The following is an 18607-nucleotide window of genomic DNA, read 5'->3' as shown; positions in this document are numbered from 1 at the left end:
CCAAGGCTTACAAGCGATCGTCAACCACGTTGCGCGGCCAGGCCGATTTCACGTCGTAGACCAGGCCTCCCGGCGCCAGCAGGCCCCGGATTGCGGATTCATCCATCGCCTTGAAACGGGCGTGGGCCACCGCCAGCACCACCGCGTCATAACACCCCGCCCCGGGATCGGCCAGCCAATCCAGGCCCTCGCCGGTCAACGCCGCCGGGCCGACCCAGGGGTCGCTGACCTCCACCTGCGCACCGGCATCGCGCAGGCGTTGCGCCAGCTCCAGCGCGCGGCTGTTGCGCAGGTCCGGGCAATCCTCCTTGAAGGTCACGCCCAGTACCAGGATGCGTGCGTCCGCCGGCGCACGGCCACGCTCGGCCAGCATCGCCAGCACCCGCGCCGCCACGTGCTCGCCGACGCGGTTGTTGACCTGTCGTGCGGTGTGGATCAGGTCCGGGTGATAGCCCACGCTCTCGGACTTGTGCAGCAGATAGTACGGGTCCACGCCGATGCAATGGCCGCCGACCAGCCCCGGCCGGAACGGCAGGAAATTCCACTTGCTGCCGGCGGCGTCCAGTACGTCCTGGGTATCGATGCCCAGCCTGTCGAAGATCAGGGCCAGCTCATTGACCAGCGCAATGTTGACGTCGCGCTGGATGTTCTCGACCACCTTGGCCGCTTCGGCCACCCGCATCGACGGTGCCGGGAAGGTACCGGCGGCGATGATGCGCTGGTACAGACCATCAATCACCGCAGCAACTTCCGGTGTCGAGCCGGAAGTGATCTTGCGGATGTCGGCCAGGCGCCGCTGGCGGTCGCCGGGGCTGACCCGTTCCGGGCTGTAGCCGCAATAGAAGTCTTCGTTGAAGCGCAGGCCCGAACCCTGCTCCAGCAGCGGCACGCACACTTCCTCGGTGGTACCGGGGTAGACCGTGGACTCGTAGATCACCAGGTCGCCGGCGCGAAGATGACTGGCAATCAGCCGTGTCGCCGAACGCAGGGGCTCCAGGTCGGGCTGCTCGTAAGCATCGATCGGGGTCGGCACGGTGACGATGTAGACGTTGCAGGCATCGAGCAGTGCCGGATCGCTGCCGTACTGCAGCAGCTGCGCACTTGCCAGCTCGTCGGATTCCATTTCCAGCGTGTGGTCCTGGCCGTTGCGCAGCTCGGCGATGCGACCGGCATCGATATCGAAACCCAACGTCGGCCACTGCCGGCCAAACGCCACCGCCAACGGCAGGCCGACGTAGCCCAGGCCGATCACCGCAAACCGGGGTGCGCTGGCCGCCGCTACCGGTGCACTCATCGGCACATCCCGCGCAACGGATGCGATCGCACATACGCTGCCATGGCCTCGGCCAACACACTCATCTGCTGCACCACTCCGGAAAACCTGCGCCAGAAAGGCTACAGCCTACCGGTCCCGGCGCCCTGCCGCCAAGGCGGGCTCAGGACCCCAACGCCACCGCGGCCGGTTCCAGTTCGCCGTCTGCGCCGGTCCAGGCCTGCAGCAGGCGCTCGAATCCACCGCTGCCAAGCAGGAAGCCGGGCCACGCGGCGTCAACGATCTCTGCCAGCAGCTCCGGTTCGATCCGCCGCGTGCCCATCGACCAGCGCGGAAATGCGCGCTGCACTACGGGGGCACGGCACAACACTTTCAGCTGCCCGTGGCTGCGCGCATTGAGGATGCGCTGGAACACCGAATCGATGCCGTCCTCCGGGCCCTCGAGATACTGCAGGAAGCGCGCTCCGTCGAACATCAGCACGCCGGTGACACCGGCTACACGATTGAATGCCGTGGCGTCGGCCAGCAGGCGGTCAAGATCGGTTGTCTGCAGATCGGCGCGGGCCTCACTGGCATAGGCAATCGCGTGCAGCGACATCAGGTGGCTCCCCCCCTGGGAACGATGGCAGGGACTATGACATGAATGCGATCGACAGTTAAGCACGCCGCCGCCATGATGCAATCCGGTCGCGGAACCGCAGGTGGGCTACAATCGGCGCCGCGCTGCAGGCCCGGATGGCGAAACTGGTAGACGCATCGGACTTAAAATCCGCCGGGGGCAACCCCATGCCGGTTCGATTCCGGCTCCGGGCACCACACGCACGCAGCACGTCCCGCTTTCAGATCGCACGCGAATAGCGCGGCTGCTCATGCGCCGCACGCAGGTACGGATCGAAGCACATCGCCAGCAACCGCAGCAACGGTCGCCCGGGTTCGCTGGCACGCACCACGCCATCGCGGTATTCGGCCAGGCCGTCTTCCTGCAGCCGCTGTACCGAACGCAGGTCCTCGGCAAAGTACTGCTCGAAATCCACGCCGTGACGCTGCCCCAGCAGCACGCCATCCACCTCGCCCTGGCACATCAGCTGCTGGATCAGTTCCGCGCGCAACTGGTCGTCGGCACTCAGCGCCACGCCGCGCCAGACCGGCAGCTGGCCCTGGTCCACCGCGTCCTCCCACGACGGCAGGTCGCGCGGATTCTGGCTGTAGGTGGCACCGATGTGGCTGATCGCACTCACGCCCAGGCCGAGCAGATCGGTATCGGCGTGGGTGGTATAGCCCATGAAGTTGCGATGCAGCTGGCCGGAGCGCTGTGCGCGCGACAGATCCTCTTCCGGCAACGCAAAGTGATCCATGCCGATGTACTGGTAGCCCGCCGCGGAGAGCTTCTCCACCGCCAGGCCCAGCAATGCCAGCTTGTCTTCCGGCGACGGCAAACAGCTTTCGTCGATCTGCTTCTGTGCGCGGAACAGATGCGGCAGATGCGCGTAGCCGTAGACCGCCAGGCGGTCCGGGCGCAGCGCCAGCACCAGCTCGAGGGTGCGACCGAAGCCTTCCAGGCTCTGTCCCGGCAACCCATAGATCAGGTCGACGTTGACCGAACGCATGCCGCTGTCGCGGCAGGCGCGCAGGATGTCCAGCGTCTGCTGCACGCCCTGCACGCGGTTGATCGATTCCTGCACCTGCGGATCGAAATCCTGCACGCCCAGGCTGGCCCGGTTGAAGCCCAGCCGCGCCAGCATGGCGACGTCGCGGGTGTCGATGAAGCGCGGATCGAGTTCGATCGAGAAATCGCGCTGCGGCGAATCACTGAAATCGAAGCGCCGGCGCAACCCTTCCACCAGCGTGGTCATCGCTTCGGCATCGAGGAAGTTCGGCGTACCACCGCCCAGGTGCAGCTGGATCACTTCACGGCCGTCATCGAACTGCGGCGCCAGCAGGTCGGCCTCGGCCAGCACGCGTGAGACGTAGCTGTGGCCACGACCGCGATCACGGGTGATCACCCGGTTGCAGCCGCAGTAGAAGCAGGGACTGGAACAGAACGGCACATGCACGTACAGCGACAGCGCACGGGCCAGCTGGTTGCTGTCGGCGATCGCCTGGCGCAGCGCCGGCGCGTCGAAGCCATCATGGAAATGCGGCGCGGTCGGGTACGAGGTGTAGCGCGGGCCCGGCCGGTCGTGCCGGCGCAGAAGATCGGGGTCGAAGGTCCAGGCCAGGCCACCAGCGGCGGGAGAGAACGTGTCCATGCCGCCAGCATCGCGCCGGGCGGCCTGCGCCGCCTTGACCCAGATCAATCCTTGCCGGGGATCCCCAGCACCGGCAGGCCGACCTGCGGCCAGCGCAGCATCTGGTAGCGCTTCCAGAAGGTGTCACCGATACGCGCGGCCACGTCGTTGGCCAGCTCCTGCATCGGCGGGTTGTTGCATTCGGCGGTGGTGATCCGGAACAGCACCAGCCAGCGGTCGAACAGGTCCTTGTCCAGCTCGATGGCCATGTGCTTGGACATCGGCGAGCCCTTGAACCGGCGGGTGCCGCGCAACATCGCCGACCAGAAGTCGACCAGCTGCGCCAGGTGCTCGGGCCAATCGTGGACGTGCGCGCCGAACACCGGCCCCAGCCGCTCTTCCTCGCGCACGCGCGCATAGAAGTCATGAACCAGGCGGGTCACTTCCTGCTCGGTGCACAACTCGGGCGAGGCGACGGGGAGGACAGGCGGCGGTGTTGCGTTCATCGGGGTACCCAAAGCGTGCCGGCAGTGTGCCGCAGCCGGCCATCACCACCGTTGATCCAGATCAATGTCGGCGCAGTCCGCTGCGCCTAGGCTGGCACGCTTGCAGGAAGCATGCCCTGCGGATGCGGCGCCGACCCTGGCGAAGTATACGCGCCGCCCACTTTTCGATCCGGGACAGCATGAACAGACCTTCTCCCAACCGCCGCCAGCGGCTGATCCAGCAGTGGGGCGCCATCCTCTGGCCCAGCTTCATCGCCGCCGGCGTGGCCAGCGTGGTGTTCTTCGCCTTCGTCGATCCATTGCGCCTGCAGGCCATCAGTTTCCCGGGCACCGCAATCAGCCGCGAACTGGGCTACACGGCGGGATTCTTCATGTTCTGGTCGGTGACGGCACTGTCCAGCGCGGTCACCTGGTACCTGCAGCGGCCCATGCCGAGCGATGACGACGACGAGCTGCCGCTGGGATGAGCACGTCATGTACCCGGACTCCCCGTCCCTGGCACTGGCGCGGCACGCTCAGCGCCGCCCTGCTGGCGCTGTTCTACGCACTGCCGTGGCTGCGCTGGGAGGGCCGCCAGGCGCTGCTGCTGGACATCAACGCGCGGCGATTCGACCTGTTCGGCTGGACCCTGTGGCCCGGCGACGTCGGCGTACTGATCGGCCTGCTGGCGGTACTGGCCGTCGGCCTGGCGCTGCTTACCCACCTCGCCGGACGCATCTGGTGCGGCCATGCCTGCCCGCAGACGCTGTGGCGGCGCGCCTTCGACTGGATCGCCCGCAGCGCGGCCCGCATGCTGCCGGCACCTGCTGTACGCCCGGTCACCCAGCTTGCCTGGGGACTGCTGTCAGTGTGGACCGGCATTACCTTCGTCGGCCTGTTCAGCCCGATCACCGGCTTGCTGGCCGCCGCGCCAAACGCTGGCTGGAGCGGCTGGGAAACGTTCTGGGTACTGTTCTATGCCGCTGCCACCTGGGGAAACGCCGGTTTCCTGCGCGAGCAGGTCTGCCGTTCGCTGTGCCCGTTCGCACGCATGCAACCACTGCTGACCGATCCGCATACGCCGCGCATGCTGTACGACGCCCGTCGCGGTGAGCCGCGCGGGCCACGTCCATCCGGGCTCGGCGGGGTGCTGGGCCGTGGCCGCGGCCTGCTCGACCCGACCACTGCGCAGGACTACGTATTCCGCGCCGCGCATCCGCTGCTGGCTGGACCGATGCCGACCTTCAGCGCCGACCGTCTGGGTGATTGCACCGATTGCGCGGCCTGCGTCATTGCCTGCCCGATGCAACTGGACATCCGACAGGGACCGCAAGCCGATTGCCTGGCCTGCGGTGCCTGCCTGGAGGCCTGCGCACAACAGCAGCACCGGGCCGGTTTCGGTCCGGCGCTGGTGCGCTACTGCAGTCCGCAGGCAATGGCCGGACAACCGAAGCGCCTGTGGCGACCCCGGACGTTGGCCCTGCTGTCCTTGTTGCTGGCGCTGCTTGCCTGCGGCGCCTGGCGCCTGCTCTGAATCAACGCGACCCGCTGGCGTGCGGCGGCACAAGCTGCGCACGCCGGACGATGCCCAGCTGTTCGATGATCAGCGCCATTTCGTTGGTGACTTCGGTACGCTCGGTCCCCTGCGGGACCAGACGGTCCAGCACCTGCTGGTAGGTATCCCAGAACGCCGGACCGCATCCGTGTTTGTGGTAACTGGCTTCCAGTTCGCGGCGTACCCGTTCAGCCAAGCCATGCATGCCGTATTCCATACGACCTCCGTTGGACTTGTTCTGCATTGTTGACGGTCTACCGACTCACTTGCGTGCTACTGAAAGACTCCCAGGCTTCACGCTTGGTTGACTCCAATTAGTCATAGATTTCACGACAGGTCAATTACATGCGGCGACTTTAGCGATTGAAATTATTAATCGTTCACGAAACTACATACGGGACCCCGGGTCCCCCGGATGGGGTGAAGCCGACAGGCCGCGGAAACCATGGACCGATGACTCCAGTAGATGGCGCCGATTGTGACCCTCAGATCGATCGATCTTGCCTATTTCGCTAAGCATACTTAGCAAATTGCGCTTAGCGTGCTAAATGCGACAAAAGGCGGCGCAAGTCAGATGGATTCGCCCGCCGACGCTTCTGTCGTGGGGAACAGGTTCGGATAGCGCTGATGCAGGATGTACTGCCGCAGGGCCGGAATCGGGAAATCCTTCGGCCATTGCGACACTGCGGAACGGCTGATGCCAAAGAAGCGGGCCAGTTCGGCATCGGTCTGGAATCCCAGCCGGGTGCGCACCTGCCGCTTGCTCCAGAATTCGGTCACGGTCGGTCCTTCTGTTAACCAGACTGATTCTTGCGACAAGGCTTCTTCGCAATCCACGCGTTAAGCTGGCTTGCATAGATGAATACTCTCGGCCAACGACTCGCGGCAGCCATGAAGAAAGCCGGGCACCCACGCCCGGCCGATCTGGCACGCGCCGCCAAATCAACGACAGCAACCATCAGCAACTGGCTCAACGACCACGTGAGCGCCTCGCACGTGAAAGCCGAACAGCTGTTCCGCATCGCCGATGCGGCCAAGCTGGACGCACGCGAGCTGCTGTACGGGGTCAGCGGGCTCGGCGTCGGTGAGCCTGGCAGTGCCTACATCCCCAGCCAGGCCCATCTGGATGTCTGGCAGGACGCCTACGAGCTGGTCAGTCACCTGGTGGCCGAGAACGGGCTGGAGATCGACCATCGCCGCCATGCAGCGTTGGATCTGCTCGCGTTCGAACTGCTGATGGATGGCTTCAGCCGCAGCAAGGTCGCCCGCGTGCTGACGACCTCGATGACGTGAATGCACCGCCGCTGGTAGCATGGACCGCGATGGGGATGGGGCTCCCCCGATAACCGCCTGAGAAGGCTGATGGCTCCTGCCAGGACGAACCCGGTGTTCGTCGACGGCAGGTCGTGCCTGCCCTCGGCGTTCGCCATTGACCCTGCGAACCCGCATTCGAGGCACGCCATGCAAACACTGAACAATTATTTCCTGGTCTTCGTCGGAGGCGGCATCGGTGCCTGCCTGCGCCATGCCTGCAACCTGATCGGCGCGCGGGTGGCCGTCGGCAGTCCCTGGCCCTGGTCGACCTTCCTGATCAACGTCAGCGGCGCCCTGCTGATGGGCGTGGTGGTCGAGGTCTTCGCGATGCGCAATGGCGCCTCGCCGCAGCTGCGTCTGCTGCTGGCCACCGGCATCCTCGGCGGCTACACCACGTTTTCCACCTATGCGCTGGAGATCGGCCTGCTGCTGCAGCGTGGCCAGCATGGGCTGGCGGCTCTGTATGCCGGCGGCTCGGTGGCACTGGGCCTGGCCGGCCTGTTCGGTGGGATGAAGCTGGCCCGGCTGGTGCTCGGCTGACGCTCAGGCCGCACTGGCACGGGCCTGTCCCCGCCATTCCCGCGGCGACTGCCCGGTGTGCGCCTTGAACGCGCGCGACAGCGCCGCTTCGCTGCCATAGCCCACATCATCGGCAATCCGCTTCAGCGGCCGCCCCTGGCGCAGTGCCTGCTGCGCCAACCCCACCCGCCAGCCCTGCAGGTACTGGCCCGGTGTGGTGCCCATCGCCTCGCGGAAGCTGGCGGCGAACACGCTGCGTGACATGCCGGCCACTTCGGCCAGGTCCTCCAGCGTCCACGCCTGCGCCGGCGCTTCATGCATCGCCACCAGCGCCAACCGCAGCCGCGGATGACCCAGCCCGGCGAACAGGCCGCCACGCATCTCGCCGCCTTCCATCAGCTGGCGCAGCACCTGGATCATCACCACCTCGAACAGCCGGTTGACCATCGCCGCCCGCCCGCAACGCTGCTCGAACGCTTCTTCGAACAGCAGTTCCAGCGCCGCGTTGCCGCCATACAGATCGGCCAGCGGCAGGCAGATGAAATCAGGCAGCGCGGCGCTGATCGGATTGAGCCGACCGCCCTCGAAATGCAGGTTGGCGCAGGCCATGTCGGCGCCCTGCTGCGGGTCGGTGCTGAAGCGATGCGGCATCGGCCGCGGATACAGCAGCAGGCTCGGCACTTCGACCTGCACGGTCTGCTGCCCGTGGCTGACCTGCACCGGCCCGCGCCGCACCAGGTGCAGCTGACCCGCCTCGTCTTCGCCCTCCAGCGTGTTGATGCCGCACAGCGCACCGGCATGGAATACCGAGGCGGTCACCGCAAAACGTTCAAGCAGTATGGCGAGACGGTCGACCATGACGGGACTCCGGGTCAAGCGAGGCGAGCTCAATGCGACAGATCGTATCGGAATCGCCACCGAAATGGTCGACTGAACGCCGCCCTCTCTGCGCCCTCAAGCCTCCTGTGAATGACGGATCACCACGAAGCCCTCTTCCTGTGCAGGTGCCACGAAGTGACGGGTGATCTGCTCGAAGGCTTCGTCGCTGGGCTGGAACGGGTGCTCGCCGCGCGCGTTGCGGGCATGCAGCCGCGCCTTGCAGATGGCGTCGGCAACATCGAGAAAATGCAGCTGGTGGGCAACACCGGCCGACTCGAACAGTTCGCGGCCCCATGCACGGGCGGCCCGCGTATTGAACGGAACGTCGAGCACGACCGAAACGCCGGCCTGCAGGATCGCGCATACATGCTGCGTCAGCGCTCCGCGCAGCGCGGCCGCGCGCTGCAGGTAATCGGCAACGGAGTGGATCTGGTCGGGATACAGCGCGGCCAGCCAGGCGTCCTCGCTGATCAGCACATGACGTGGCTGCGCCGCCAGCTGCTGCGACAGGGTGGATTTGCCGGCACCGATCTTGCCGCACACCAGGTGCAGGGTCGGCGCATTGTCGGTCGATGAAAGATGATGCATCTGCGTTCTCCTTGATGGATTCCAGTACCCGGGAGAGCGCCGCATGCAACCCGCCTTCCCGGGCGGGTTGCATGGCCGTGGCAACCGCGCGCTATCCCGCCTTCCCGTGGGGAATGCGGATAATCGACGCGGTGCTGTGCAGGACCATGCCGCCAGCGTAGAGCGCAGCCTGGCCGGCGGGCAATCCCCTGCGGCAGTGCAGCGCGCGCAAGGTTTTGCGGGGATCTATGCTCGGCGCCATTCCCGCATGGAATGACCACGATGCGACCCTTGCTTCGATGCGCCCTCGCCCTCGGCCTTCTGCTGCCTGCGGCATCGCTGCTGGCTGCGCCCCCCACGGCACCACGCATGCTCAGCGGCGAGCTGCAGGGCGCACCCTGGCGGCTGGACGTGCCGGCTGACTGGAACGGCGACCTGGTGATGCTGGCGCACGGCTACGAGCCGGTGGGCGTGCCACGCACTACGCCGATGACCGCCAATGACAGCACCGCAACGCTGCTGTCCGCAGGCTACGCCGTCGCGCAGAGTGCCTACGCCAGCCAAGGCTGGGCAGTGGCCGATGCGATCACCGACATGGAGCGCCTGCGCCAGCACGCGCTGGGCGAACTCAAGCGCGTGCGCCACACCTGGCTGCTCGGATTCTCGATGGGCGGCGCGGTGGCACTCGCCAGCCTCGAGCGCTACCCGCAGCACTACACGGGTGGCGTCTCGCTGTGCGGTGCCAATCTCAGTGGCGAACAGATCGCCGCAGATCTGCTGACCACGCTGGTCGCCTTCGATTACTTTTTCCCCAACGCTGCAGGCCTGCCGGCCACCGGACTGGCTTCGCATGAAGCGGCCGTGCTGCCGCAGGGAGTGCTCTATCAGGGCATCGCCGACGCGCTGCAACGGAATCCCCAGCATGCCGACATGCTCGCCAAGCGACTGCAGGTCGCTCCGGATGCACTGGCCGGGACAATCAGCCTGCACACGCTGGTCCTGCATGAACTGGCCACGCGCAGCGGCGGCATGCCGGCCGGCAACCTTGGTGTGGTGTACAGCGGATTCGGTGACGACGCCGCGTTCAATGCAGGCGTGCAGCGCATCGCTCCCGTGCCTGCGGCACAGGCCGATGTCCGCGCGAAGCTTGCACTGAGCGGCGCGTTGAAGCGACCGCTGGTGGTCCAGTTCAACAACAACGATCCCACCATCGTGCCGCACATGCAGGCGGTGTATCCGCAGATGGCCGCACAGGCCGGCGCGCGACCATTGCCGCGCGTGCTGCCGCCGGTGGGCGAAGGGCATTGTGGCTTCTCTGAAGCACAGGTTGTCGACGCCTTGAAGGCAATCCAGCGTTGAGCTCAACGTGTCGCAGCGCATCAGGGGCGCGCCATAAGGACTGCTATGGTGGCCGGGCCCATTGACGGGCACACAAAGGACTGACGTGATGATCAAGACGACCTTGAAGACCGTGATGTTCCTTGGCATGGCCGTGACCGGGCTGGCCTTCGCCGCAGGCCCCTGTGAATTCTGCAGCCAGCAGTACGAATATTGTCTGCGCGCAACTTCAGGCCCACTGGCCAAGACACCCGCAGAATGCCTGGCCCAGTACAAGATGTGCCGCGAAATGGATTGCCAGTCCTCCTGACCGGCATCCGGCCGGCTCCTGCGGGAGCCGGCTCAGCCGGCCACGCTGCCAAACGCTTACGATGCAGGGACCCGCGCAGCATCTGCCGCCTCCCCTCCCTGCTGACACAACGCATACGATGGCCTTCTTCGAACGACTGAGTGACACCCGCTACCTGCCGACCGAACACACGGGCGGCGCCTGGAACATCCGCGAACAACACATCGCACCTGCGATCGGGCTGCTGGCGCACCACCTGGAACGCGACGCCGCAGCGCGTGGGCACGGTTTTCTGATCGCGCGCCTGTCCTACGACATCCTCGGCACCATTCCGATCGAAGCGATGGAGGCCGACGTACAGGTGCTGCGCGGTGGTCGCACCATCGAACTGGTCGAAGCCACGCTGCGCCATGACGATCGCCCGGCGCTGCGCGTGCGTGCATGGCTGATGCGCCCGAACGATACGCAGGCCATCGCCGGCACGCCGATCACCGGCATTGCTCCGCCGGAATCAATGCCCGCGTGGGACCCAGGTACGGTCTGGCCAGGTGGTTTCATCAAGAGCGTGGAGATCCGCCGACATGATCAGGGGCCCGGCCGTGCCACCTACTGGGCGCGCGCGAAGCACGCGCTGCTGGACGGCGAGCCGGTCAGTCCGCTGGCCCGTGCCGCCACCCTGTTCGATCTGTCCAATGGCATGGCCGTGCGCGCCGATCCGAAGGAGGTCGCCTTCCCCAACCTCGATCTGACCGCGCACCTGTTCGGCGTGCCCGAAGGCGAGTGGCTGGGCTTCGACACGTCGGTGTCGTTTGGCCACCAGGGTCTCGGCTTGACCAGCACCGTGCTGCACGATGCGCGCGGTCCGATCGGCATGCTCGGCCAGGCACTGACCGTACGCCCGTGACCCCAAAGGGCGGCGTCAGCCGCCCAGCGTACCCATGGTGAAGGTGTAGCCGGAGCTCATCAGGAATTCGCGCATGCGCATCTCCGCGCGCCGCGGTGAGGCGAGGTTGGCCGGTGCATACAGCGCGTAGACCACGCCCGCGCCTTCGATGGCTTCACGCCGCACGCCACAGTGGCGGGTCTCCGAAGCAATCACCCATCCATCCTTCAGCCGATCCGGTCCGATCGACTGGCCGTTCATCAGGCGGAACGTCAGCCAACGTACTTCCACAGAAGATTTGCTCATTGCCGGCATACCGCCAGCGTGCCGCGATCGTTCATGTCCTTGCTCGCCATTGCAGCTCCCTAAGACTTGGAACTCGACCATAGCGCCTTGCCATGTCGTGGGCGAATGAGACTGGAGGGGCCCTTATGTCGCCAGGCCGAACCGCGTCCACAGCGCTTCGCGCCCCGGCTGCGTCAGGCGCAGTTCGCGTCGACCCTCAACCCGCCGAAGCCAATCGTTCTTCACGAAGCTGTCCAGCATCGCCTCGCCGACCAGCCCGGCCAGATGCGGGCGCCGCTCGGTGCAGTCCAGGCATCCTCGGCAGTAGCGCGCAGGCTTGACCGTCACGGGAAGCCGCAGCAGCTCAGCCAGCGGCTGGCCGAGCTCCTGCAGGAACGCTGCGCCCTCCACACTCACCTGCCAATGCGCCTGGTGCGGGACCAGGTGCCCGGCCTGCAACAAGCGGTCGGTGATCGCCACCGCATGCACACCGGCCAGATGCCGGTAGCAGGAACGCGCCTGGCGCAACGCCGGCATGCTGCGTGATGCCTCAGCGGTGCAGGACGGCGTGCGGTCCGCAACGCGCAGGATGCCCTCCAGCATGTCGGCGACTTCGTGCGAGGCCAGCCGGTGATAGCGGTGGCGCCCCTGCGCGACAGCGACCAGCAGGTCGCCCTCGACCAGCCTGCGCAGATGCGTGCTTGCCGTCTGCGGTGTCACCCCAGCCACGCGTGCCAGCTCCGTCGCGGTATACGCACGCCCATCCATCAACTGCAGCAGCATGGATGCGCGCGCCTGGTCGCCAACCAGGGCACCGACGCTGACAAGGGAACCGGAGGTGTGGACCATGCCCGCATTGTGGCACGCCGTTGCAGGCCGACAGTTCGATGCAGGCCGAAGCGTCGGCCCCCCCTGCCACGGCACAGTGGCCACCCCGATAGTGCAAGGCCTGCCATGAATTCCGCTCCGATTCCCCGCCGCCGCATCACCCCTTCGGTCCTGTACCCGGGCACACCTGTGCTGCTGATGACCACGCTGAACGACGACGGCAGCAGCAACATCAGTCCGTTGTCTTCGTTCTGGGCCCTGGGCAACCGGGTAGTGCTGGGCCTCGGCGTGCAGGGTCAGGGCTATCGCAACCTGCAGCTGCGCAACGAGTGCGTACTGAACTTCCCATCCTCCGCGCAGGCCGCACAGGTCGAGGCCATCGCGCGCGCGACAGGCTGCGACCCGGTGCCCACTGCCAAACAGGCGATGGGCTACGTGCACGTCCGCGACAAGTTCGCGCTGGGGGGCTTCAGTGCGGTCGCCTCGACGCACGTCGCGCCAGAGGCGATTGCCGAGTGCCCGCTGCAGGTGGAAGTCAGCGTGATGGCGATGCACCCGCCCGCCGAGGATGACAGCCAGGGCTTCGTGATCGTCGAAGGACGGATCCGTTGCGTGCATGCGCACGAAGCGATCACCGTGGCTGGCACCCAGCACATCGATGTCGCCCACTGGAAACCGTTGATCTATCTGTTCCGCCACTACCTGAGCGTGGGTGAACCGGTCGGGCGCAACTTCCGCGCGCAGACGCCGGTCCACGATCCGGCGTAGAGCGGGTGATTCAAGGTGCCGGCGATGGTGGGTGGCTGGTCACTGAAATCCAGTACGACACCATGTCCACATAGCGGCCGTCGCGCTTCACAGCGCGCGGCTCGACGCAGGATTCGGTGAAACCCAGCGATTCATACAGCGCGCGCGCGGCGGCGTTGTCCGCCAGCACCGTGAGAGTGAGCGATTCAATGCCTTCCGCGCGCGCAGCCGCGAACGCGGCAAGGAACAGTTGACGGGCGATGCCGTGTCCACGATGGGCTGCGCCAACATGGACACTGTGGATCTCCGCCGTATGCCACCGCGCCAACCGCACCGGACGCACATAGCGCAGGAAGCCCGCCAGCATGCCGTCAACGAACGTGCCGAAGTAGCGCGTACCAGGATCGCCAAGCTGGGCGCGCATCACGTCCGCCGAGTCATTCTGCGCCTCGGCCAGCGTGGACAGGAACGCCGCAGGCGACTCGCGAAGGGCCTGCAACCGGGCTTGCCAGAGAATATCGGCGTCGTCAGCGCCGAGTTGCCGAAGAAGCATGCGACACACCTGTGAGGTTGCTGATGCCCAGGTGCCCAGCCTAGCGCGGGTTCGCCTGATACGGCGTGCATGCAAGAATGAAGACGGCTCCTTCTTCACTCTCCGCCATGACTGAACTTCAGATTCCCCGCGTTGGATGCGGCGCCGTCGTCCGTGATGCCGACGGCCGCATCCTGCTGATCCAGCGCGGACGCGATCCGGAGCGCGGGCACTGGGGCCTGCCCGGCGGCAAAGTCGACTGGATGGAAACGGTGGAGGCTGCCGTGGTCCGCGAAACTCGCGAGGAGACGGCGTTGGAAGTGACGCTGCTGCGCCTGCTGTGCGTGGCCGATCATTTCGAGCCGGCGCTTGCGCAGCACTGGGTCGCGCCGATCTTCGAGGCACGGGCACCTGCGGGTGCCGAGGCTTCCATCCAGGAGCCGGGCGTGCAGACTGGCCTGGGCTGGTTCGCGCTGGATGCTCTGCCCCAGCCACTGACCCAGGCCACGGTGCAGGCGCTGGCCAGGCTGTAGCGGATATCGATCCGGACGCAGGTTAGCTGGCATCCAGACAAACAAAAAAGCCCTGACCGGAGTCAGGGCTTTTCAATTGGAGGCCTCAAGCGGAATCGAACCGCTGTAAACGGATTTGCAATCCGGTGCATAGCCACTCTGCCATGAGGCCAACGTACTGCGCGCCAGGAACGGAGCCCTGACAAGACAAAACCCCATGATGGGGCCTGTCGGAACATGGAGCGGGAAACGAGACTCGAACTCGCGACCTCAACCTTGGCAAGGTTGCGCTCTACCAACTGAGCTATTCCCGCGTAAGCCGCCATGGTACCGGAAATCCGGAACACACACCAGCGATTTCACCTTTCTGACTGCGCGTAAAGCCTTGTGGCCCAACGTGCCCCGCCTTGCCGTGGCGGGAGAAAAACAAGGCCCCTACCGGGGCCCTGTAGAATCTGGAGCGGGAAACGAGACTCGAACTCGCGACCTCAACCTTGGCAAGGTTGCGCTCTACCAACTGAGCTATTCCCGCAGATTCCGTTCGACCTGCGTCGAAGGAGCGCTATTGTGTCCAAATTCCTTCACGCCGTCAACAGTCTTCACATCATGCGGTCACGGGCGTCCGCACTGGGGTACGCTGCCCCGCCCGGCCCCGTTCGCCCATGCTCCTTCGCGGCACGCCCCTGTTGATCGCCCTGCTGCTGCATCTGCTGGTGGCGCTGCTGTACTGGGCACTGATTCCGCGGGGAATGAACGCGTATCGCGACTATTTCGGCTTCACCTCCCATCGCGACATCGGCCTGGGCATCGCCCAGTTCCATCTGTTCTGGATGTTCATTGGCGCCCAGCCGTTGATCGCGGTACTGCGGCCACTGTTCGCCAAGTTGCTGGTGCTGGCGATCCCGTTGGCGTTCGCGACCTGGACGCTGATGCACAACCATCCGCTGCGCCTGGTGTACTTCACCGTGGGGCCCGGCCTGCTGGCGCTGGCTGCAATCGTGGCAAGCCTGCGCTATCGATCGCTCCACTGCGCGCTCACCACGACGGACTCCACTCATGCCTAAGCGCTACGTTCGCCTGTTCTGGCTGCTGGTCGCACTGACCTGGCTGGCGCTGATCGCCGCACTGGTCAATGCCGGCTTCACCCCGGACTACTGGCTGCTGCACCACCTGGAAGGCGCCGAGCTGCCCTACCCGACCAGCAGCGTCATCGTGTTCGCGCTGCTGGGAGCCGTCGAGCTGGTGGTGGCCGCACTGATCGTGCAGCCCTGGAAACTGAAGCGCCTGTGGCTGCGCCTGCTGATCGCGTTCGCGTTGCTTGTGGTGTGGTCGGTACCGTGGATGCTGTCGGCGATGCACCAGCCGCCGGTGCACGGCATGCATCTGCTGTGGTTGCTGCTGCTGGACGTGGGACTGCTGCTGGCGCTGTGCGTGGTGTCGGCGGTGAGCGCATGGCGGGCGCTCAGGCGAGCTTCTTCCAGCAACTCCGACTGCCGGTAGTCGAAGATGCTGAATCGCGAATGCGAGGCCACGCCCGCGAGCCTCTTTTCAGACTAGTTGCATAGCCTCAAGGTAGATCTATGACAGACAGTATCTGACCCGAGGTCTCCAGCACTGGCAGCGTTCCGATTGACCATGCCCAGCAGTGACCTCCTGTCGAGTCAGGACCGTCCATGCAGCAATCGAGCCTTTTGAATTCTGCCCCCCTCAGCAACGTAGAAGTTGACGCACTCGAAAACGTAATACCAGCTGCGATTCGCGACCTGCTGATCCGTCGCGGGCGATCAGTCTTCAGAGGCGGCCGCATCCAGCTATGCCATCCGCAGGATCTCGCAATGGTGATGGAGCTGGCGTTACGGCACGATCCGGATCTCGCTCCAGAGGACACACTCGCCTACGCTTACTCTGCGTTCGGCACCATCTACTTCGTGCATACGCAGTACGGTCCGGGCCAGATCGATCTCTTGAGCGGCTCAGTCCTCTGCAGGCGATTGACGGAGGACAGATTCTCGCCAGGTGATATCGGCGGAGATGCAACTTCCGTCTTCCGGCTCCCTGAAGAGAGGTTGGACTTGGTCGACAAAGACGGCCATCCAATGTTCGATGCAGCAGTGCTGGCGCAAGGCCCCTTGGGTGTAGGACATTGCTACGGATTCTTCCCTGCACTCGGATTGGGAGGCGTCGCGCAACTGGACTCACTGCAGGTGGTTGAGGCACCCGTGCACTTCTCGATACTGGCCCAGCTTGTCGAGTTCCAGCTCTTCCGTGAAGCGTCGCATGGCGAACTCGTCGCCGTCATGCGACAACCGCCCGTACCGACACCCGAGGAAATCGTTGCTCACCTTTCTCCGGAATGCCCCTTTCAGGTCGTCCGATACGCCGACATAAAGGCTGAGGTACCGCAGGACTCAACATACGCACCAGAGCACTACGTCTGGGGTGATCCCGATGAGTTGGTTCTCCTAGTTGATGGCGATCTCAAGCTGGACACACTGGATCTCGACGACCCGCTGGCCCCGTGGCCGGAAGAGGATCTTGGTGCGTACATCCGTTTCATTCTGGTTCGCGGCAATGCAGAGATCACACGCCATGTTCACAGCCTTGAAACCGACGGCGCATGCGGACTGCTTGTCTCGGGCGACCTGACGACAACCAATGCCATCGTCGGCGGACAGGAAATCCGCGTAGGCGGCAACCTACGGGTCCGCGAGCTGTTCTGGGGCGACTACAACCATGGGAAACTGCACGTCGTTGGGAACACCGAGGCAGCGGTTCTCATTCAAACCGACTACTCCATGCAATTCGATGGCTCGGTTCACTGCGTGCGTCGGATGGACGACGAAGCCATCACTGACGACGGAATTGAGCAGATCATCGAACCCGACTGTCTGTCACGCGAATCCGAGGATCCGGACAGCTTCTGGTCATTGGACGCGGGAGCCATGCTGGAAAGGCTCACTGCCGGAAAGAGCGTCATCCGTGCGGAGGGCCTGTCAGCGCCGGACCCGCTGCTATGCACAGTGAATCTGTTTGGCGACGGCACTATCAGTCCAGACAACTTCCTGCGGATCTGCGCCGAAGACATGCTTCCGATGAATATCTGCGGCTATGATTTCCATCGTGACGGCCTCTCACTTCAAGTACGAGCGGACATCGAGGATGCTGGCGCCCCCTCTTACATCATGCAGATGGAAGACCCATCAAGGAATATCGCCGCACGCTTCGTCATGGAGCGGGTTGAGACATCTGTCGGAATAATTGATCGCCTCAAGGGACGAAGGCCCGAGACTGGCTGGGGTCTCTGGAATTACATCTGCAGTGATGTCAATAGCGACCAGAGCGAATGGGCGCGAGTGGAAGCGCATGAGATCCCGCCCGCCCACGTTTCACTCGTCCTAAAAGCCTGGCAATTTCTGCAGGAAGGGGCGTCCAGCCGCCATTGGACCGCGGAGATCATTCCAGCGAGCGAGATCAAGGATCTTCTTGCGCTGGAGATCTGCCAGCCCTACGACAACTATGACGATGATGACCGGTGCGGATTCTGGATCGGTCACTGTCATGCGGCATTTCGCCAACAGGAGCAGGGACCAGATCCAGTGGAACCTACACTTCGCCTGTCTCGCGAACTGAATCAGCCTGACGGCACGAGCGTGATCGAGAGCTATTACTTCGACGTTGAAACCTGCATGGATGGCAGTGAGCGCGTCCGAATCCGCTACAAGGCCGACCAGGATCTGGAGGACTCTCCGGCTCAACTGGATCCCGTTGGAGGGGCTGAACTGGCAGGCGCACTGCGTATCTACAAGCGTGGCGCGAGGGAAATGCGCAGTGCGAATGCTGACCTGCTGAGCGGAGAAGCCCCGTACTTCGCGCGAGATGATGCGTTCGCGATGAACTTCTGGAGGCGGCAGGGTTACCTGACCCAGTAGATGAAATCCTCTTCCCAGCCCCCTGCAGCATCAAGAGGCTTCTGGCAGTTCGCACTGGTTGTGTGGCTGCTGCTCGTCTGCGCGCTCATCCATGCCGGCTTCAAGCCAGACTACTGGCAACTGCGTCACACCGAGTCCGGGACACTGCCCTATCCCATCGGCTCGGTGATCACGTTCGCGCTGATCGTCCTCGTGGAAATGACAGCGCTGGGCCTGGCTGTGCAGCCATGGCGGTTCCGCCGCCTGTGGCTGCGGATCCTGATCAGCCTCATTCCATGGCTGGGGTGGAACGTCCTATGGGGCTTGGCTGCCATGCATCAATCCCCCGTGCGCGACGTCCATTCGAACTGGCTGCTCGGCATGAGCGCCCTCCTGCTGCTTGCACTGCTCGTGGTTGTGCCGGCCTCACTCTGGCCTCGCCTACGACGTTGGCTCGGGAACTGA

24 protein-coding genes, 4 tRNA genes and 1 riboswitch are annotated in these 18607 nt (G+C 64.8%); of the genes, 14 read left to right on the top strand and 14 right to left on the bottom strand.

Features of this window, described 5'->3' with window-relative positions:
* Window positions 1-7: 7 nt before the first annotated feature.
* Together ACZLIB_RS08135 and ACZLIB_RS08130 are read right to left on the bottom strand one after the other, a co-directional pair.
* Window positions 8-1294: a nucleotide sugar dehydrogenase gene (locus ACZLIB_RS08135; protein WP_032128936.1), complete on the bottom strand. Its 1287-nt coding sequence runs from the start codon at window positions 1292-1294 to the stop codon at window positions 8-10.
* A gap of 142 nt (window positions 1295-1436) precedes the next feature.
* The gene (locus tag ACZLIB_RS08130) at window positions 1437-1871 is read right to left on the bottom strand and encodes a BLUF domain-containing protein (RefSeq protein ID WP_478469565.1); all 435 of its coding nucleotides are present in this window, start codon (window positions 1869-1871) and stop codon (window positions 1437-1439) included.
* Window positions 1872-2002: 131 nt separating this feature from the next.
* On the opposite strand from ACZLIB_RS08130, the gene ACZLIB_RS08125 reads away from it, so the two are divergent.
* Window positions 2003-2089: transfer RNA gene (locus tag ACZLIB_RS08125), tRNA-Leu, on the top strand.
* 23 nt (window positions 2090-2112) lie between these two features.
* Here ACZLIB_RS08125 and hemN read toward each other — a convergent pair.
* On the bottom strand, window positions 2113-3522 hold the full coding sequence (gene hemN, locus ACZLIB_RS08120) for an oxygen-independent coproporphyrinogen III oxidase (protein ID WP_478469564.1): 1410 nt from the start codon (window positions 3520-3522) through the stop codon (window positions 2113-2115).
* Between the two features lie 44 nt (window positions 3523-3566).
* Entirely contained in the window at window positions 3567-4007 is a 441-nt protein-coding gene (locus tag ACZLIB_RS08115) for a group III truncated hemoglobin (RefSeq protein ID WP_049399954.1), read from the bottom strand.
* Window positions 4008-4186: 179 nt separating this feature from the next.
* Between ACZLIB_RS08115 and ACZLIB_RS08110 the strand changes: the two genes are divergently transcribed.
* Window positions 4187-4474 (top strand): hypothetical protein, encoded by a 288-nt coding sequence (locus tag ACZLIB_RS08110; RefSeq protein WP_010486039.1) that lies wholly within the window; start codon window positions 4187-4189, stop codon window positions 4472-4474.
* Window positions 4471-5520, top strand: coding sequence for a 4Fe-4S dicluster domain-containing protein (locus ACZLIB_RS08105; RefSeq protein WP_121503772.1), 1050 nt, complete (start codon window positions 4471-4473; stop codon window positions 5518-5520). Before ACZLIB_RS08110 ends, ACZLIB_RS08105 begins: the two co-directional genes overlap by 4 nt.
* 1 nt (window position 5521) lies before the next feature.
* Here ACZLIB_RS08105 and ACZLIB_RS08100 read toward each other — a convergent pair whose 3' ends face one another.
* Together ACZLIB_RS08100 and ACZLIB_RS08095 are read right to left on the bottom strand one after the other, a co-directional pair.
* The gene (locus tag ACZLIB_RS08100) at window positions 5522-5758 is read right to left on the bottom strand and encodes a hypothetical protein (protein ID WP_032128931.1); all 237 of its coding nucleotides are present in this window, start codon (window positions 5756-5758) and stop codon (window positions 5522-5524) included.
* 353 nt (window positions 5759-6111) lie between these two features.
* Window positions 6112-6321 (bottom strand): helix-turn-helix domain-containing protein, encoded by a 210-nt coding sequence (locus ACZLIB_RS08095; RefSeq protein WP_032128930.1) that lies wholly within the window; start codon window positions 6319-6321, stop codon window positions 6112-6114.
* 111 nt (window positions 6322-6432) lie between these two features.
* Here ACZLIB_RS08095 and ACZLIB_RS08090 point away from each other — a divergent pair, with 111 nt between their 5' ends.
* Window positions 6433-6834 carry a transcriptional regulator gene (locus tag ACZLIB_RS08090; protein WP_010486043.1) on the top strand — a complete coding sequence of 134 codons (402 nt, stop codon included), beginning with the start codon at window positions 6433-6435 and terminating at the stop codon, window positions 6832-6834.
* Window positions 6835-6856: 22 nt separating this feature from the next.
* Window positions 6857-6920: riboswitch (Fluoride riboswitch) on the top strand.
* 82 nt (window positions 6921-7002) lie between these two features.
* Window positions 7003-7395 (top strand): fluoride efflux transporter CrcB, encoded by a 393-nt coding sequence (crcB, locus tag ACZLIB_RS08085; protein WP_032128929.1) that lies wholly within the window; start codon window positions 7003-7005, stop codon window positions 7393-7395.
* Window positions 7396-7398: 3 nt separating this feature from the next.
* Here crcB and ACZLIB_RS08080 read toward each other — a convergent pair whose 3' ends face one another.
* A complete protein-coding gene (locus ACZLIB_RS08080; protein WP_032128928.1) occupies window positions 7399-8232 on the bottom strand; it encodes an AraC family transcriptional regulator in 834 nt (277 codons plus the stop codon).
* A 96-nt stretch (window positions 8233-8328) separates the two neighbouring features.
* A complete protein-coding gene (locus ACZLIB_RS08075; RefSeq protein ID WP_107432313.1) occupies window positions 8329-8841 on the bottom strand; it encodes a P-loop nucleotide/nucleoside kinase family protein in 513 nt (170 codons plus the stop codon).
* Window positions 8842-9102: 261 nt separating this feature from the next.
* On the opposite strand from ACZLIB_RS08075, the gene ACZLIB_RS08070 reads away from it, so the two are divergent.
* From ACZLIB_RS08070 to ACZLIB_RS08060, 3 genes are all read left to right on the top strand, one after another.
* Window positions 9103-10179, top strand: a complete 1077-nt coding sequence (locus ACZLIB_RS08070; protein WP_478469562.1) for an alpha/beta hydrolase family protein — start codon at window positions 9103-9105, stop codon at window positions 10177-10179.
* Window positions 10180-10267: 88 nt separating this feature from the next.
* Window positions 10268-10468 carry a hypothetical protein gene (locus tag ACZLIB_RS08065; RefSeq protein ID WP_032128925.1) on the top strand — a complete coding sequence of 67 codons (201 nt, stop codon included), beginning with the start codon at window positions 10268-10270 and terminating at the stop codon, window positions 10466-10468.
* Window positions 10469-10586: 118 nt separating this feature from the next.
* Complete coding sequence (locus tag ACZLIB_RS08060) at window positions 10587-11351, top strand: thioesterase family protein (protein ID WP_182267561.1); 765 nt, start codon at window positions 10587-10589, stop codon at window positions 11349-11351.
* Between the two features lie 15 nt (window positions 11352-11366).
* Here ACZLIB_RS08060 and ACZLIB_RS08055 read toward each other — a convergent pair whose 3' ends face one another.
* Window positions 11367-11636, bottom strand: a complete 270-nt coding sequence (locus ACZLIB_RS08055; RefSeq protein WP_032128923.1) for a hypothetical protein — start codon at window positions 11634-11636, stop codon at window positions 11367-11369.
* A gap of 123 nt (window positions 11637-11759) precedes the next feature.
* Window positions 11760-12464 carry an ArsR/SmtB family transcription factor gene (locus ACZLIB_RS08050; protein WP_049399948.1) on the bottom strand — a complete coding sequence of 235 codons (705 nt, stop codon included), beginning with the start codon at window positions 12462-12464 and terminating at the stop codon, window positions 11760-11762.
* 105 nt (window positions 12465-12569) lie between these two features.
* On the opposite strand from ACZLIB_RS08050, the gene ACZLIB_RS08045 reads away from it, so the two are divergent.
* The gene (locus ACZLIB_RS08045) at window positions 12570-13211 is read left to right on the top strand and encodes a flavin reductase family protein (RefSeq protein ID WP_478469560.1); all 642 of its coding nucleotides are present in this window, start codon (window positions 12570-12572) and stop codon (window positions 13209-13211) included.
* Between the two features lie 10 nt (window positions 13212-13221).
* Here the strand turns inward: ACZLIB_RS08045 and ACZLIB_RS08040 are convergent, their stop codons facing one another.
* The gene (locus ACZLIB_RS08040; protein ID WP_478469559.1) at window positions 13222-13743 is read right to left on the bottom strand and encodes an N-acetyltransferase family protein; all 522 of its coding nucleotides are present in this window, start codon (window positions 13741-13743) and stop codon (window positions 13222-13224) included.
* 107 nt (window positions 13744-13850) lie between these two features.
* Here ACZLIB_RS08040 and ACZLIB_RS08035 point away from each other — a divergent pair, with 107 nt between their 5' ends.
* Window positions 13851-14255 carry an NUDIX hydrolase gene (locus tag ACZLIB_RS08035; RefSeq protein WP_049420992.1) on the top strand — a complete coding sequence of 135 codons (405 nt, stop codon included), beginning with the start codon at window positions 13851-13853 and terminating at the stop codon, window positions 14253-14255.
* A 77-nt stretch (window positions 14256-14332) separates the two neighbouring features.
* Here the strand turns inward: ACZLIB_RS08035 and ACZLIB_RS08030 are convergent.
* From ACZLIB_RS08030 to ACZLIB_RS08020, 3 genes are all read right to left on the bottom strand, one after another.
* A tRNA-Cys gene (locus ACZLIB_RS08030) sits at window positions 14333-14406 on the bottom strand.
* A gap of 66 nt (window positions 14407-14472) precedes the next feature.
* A tRNA-Gly gene (locus ACZLIB_RS08025) sits at window positions 14473-14548 on the bottom strand.
* 142 nt (window positions 14549-14690) lie between these two features.
* A tRNA-Gly gene (locus tag ACZLIB_RS08020) sits at window positions 14691-14766 on the bottom strand.
* A 130-nt stretch (window positions 14767-14896) separates the two neighbouring features.
* On the opposite strand from ACZLIB_RS08020, the gene ACZLIB_RS08015 reads away from it, so the two are divergent.
* From ACZLIB_RS08015 to ACZLIB_RS08000, 4 genes are all read left to right on the top strand, one after another.
* Window positions 14897-15298: a hypothetical protein gene (locus tag ACZLIB_RS08015; protein WP_153855180.1), complete on the top strand. Its 402-nt coding sequence runs from the start codon at window positions 14897-14899 to the stop codon at window positions 15296-15298.
* Window positions 15291-15734, top strand: a complete 444-nt coding sequence (locus tag ACZLIB_RS08010; RefSeq protein WP_180859799.1) for a hypothetical protein — start codon at window positions 15291-15293, stop codon at window positions 15732-15734. Before ACZLIB_RS08015 ends, ACZLIB_RS08010 begins: the two co-directional genes overlap by 8 nt.
* 173 nt (window positions 15735-15907) lie before the next feature.
* A complete protein-coding gene (locus tag ACZLIB_RS08005; protein WP_478469557.1) occupies window positions 15908-18163 on the top strand; it encodes a T6SS immunity protein Tdi1 domain-containing protein in 2256 nt (751 codons plus the stop codon).
* Complete coding sequence (locus tag ACZLIB_RS08000; protein WP_478469556.1) at window positions 18164-18607, top strand: hypothetical protein; 444 nt, start codon at window positions 18164-18166, stop codon at window positions 18605-18607. It abuts the gene before it with no gap.

Source organism: Stenotrophomonas sp. 220_Sma (assembly GCF_056487375.1).
The sequence above is the reverse complement of the archived record's forward strand: the minus strand, read 5'-3'. Positions and strand labels throughout refer to the sequence as shown.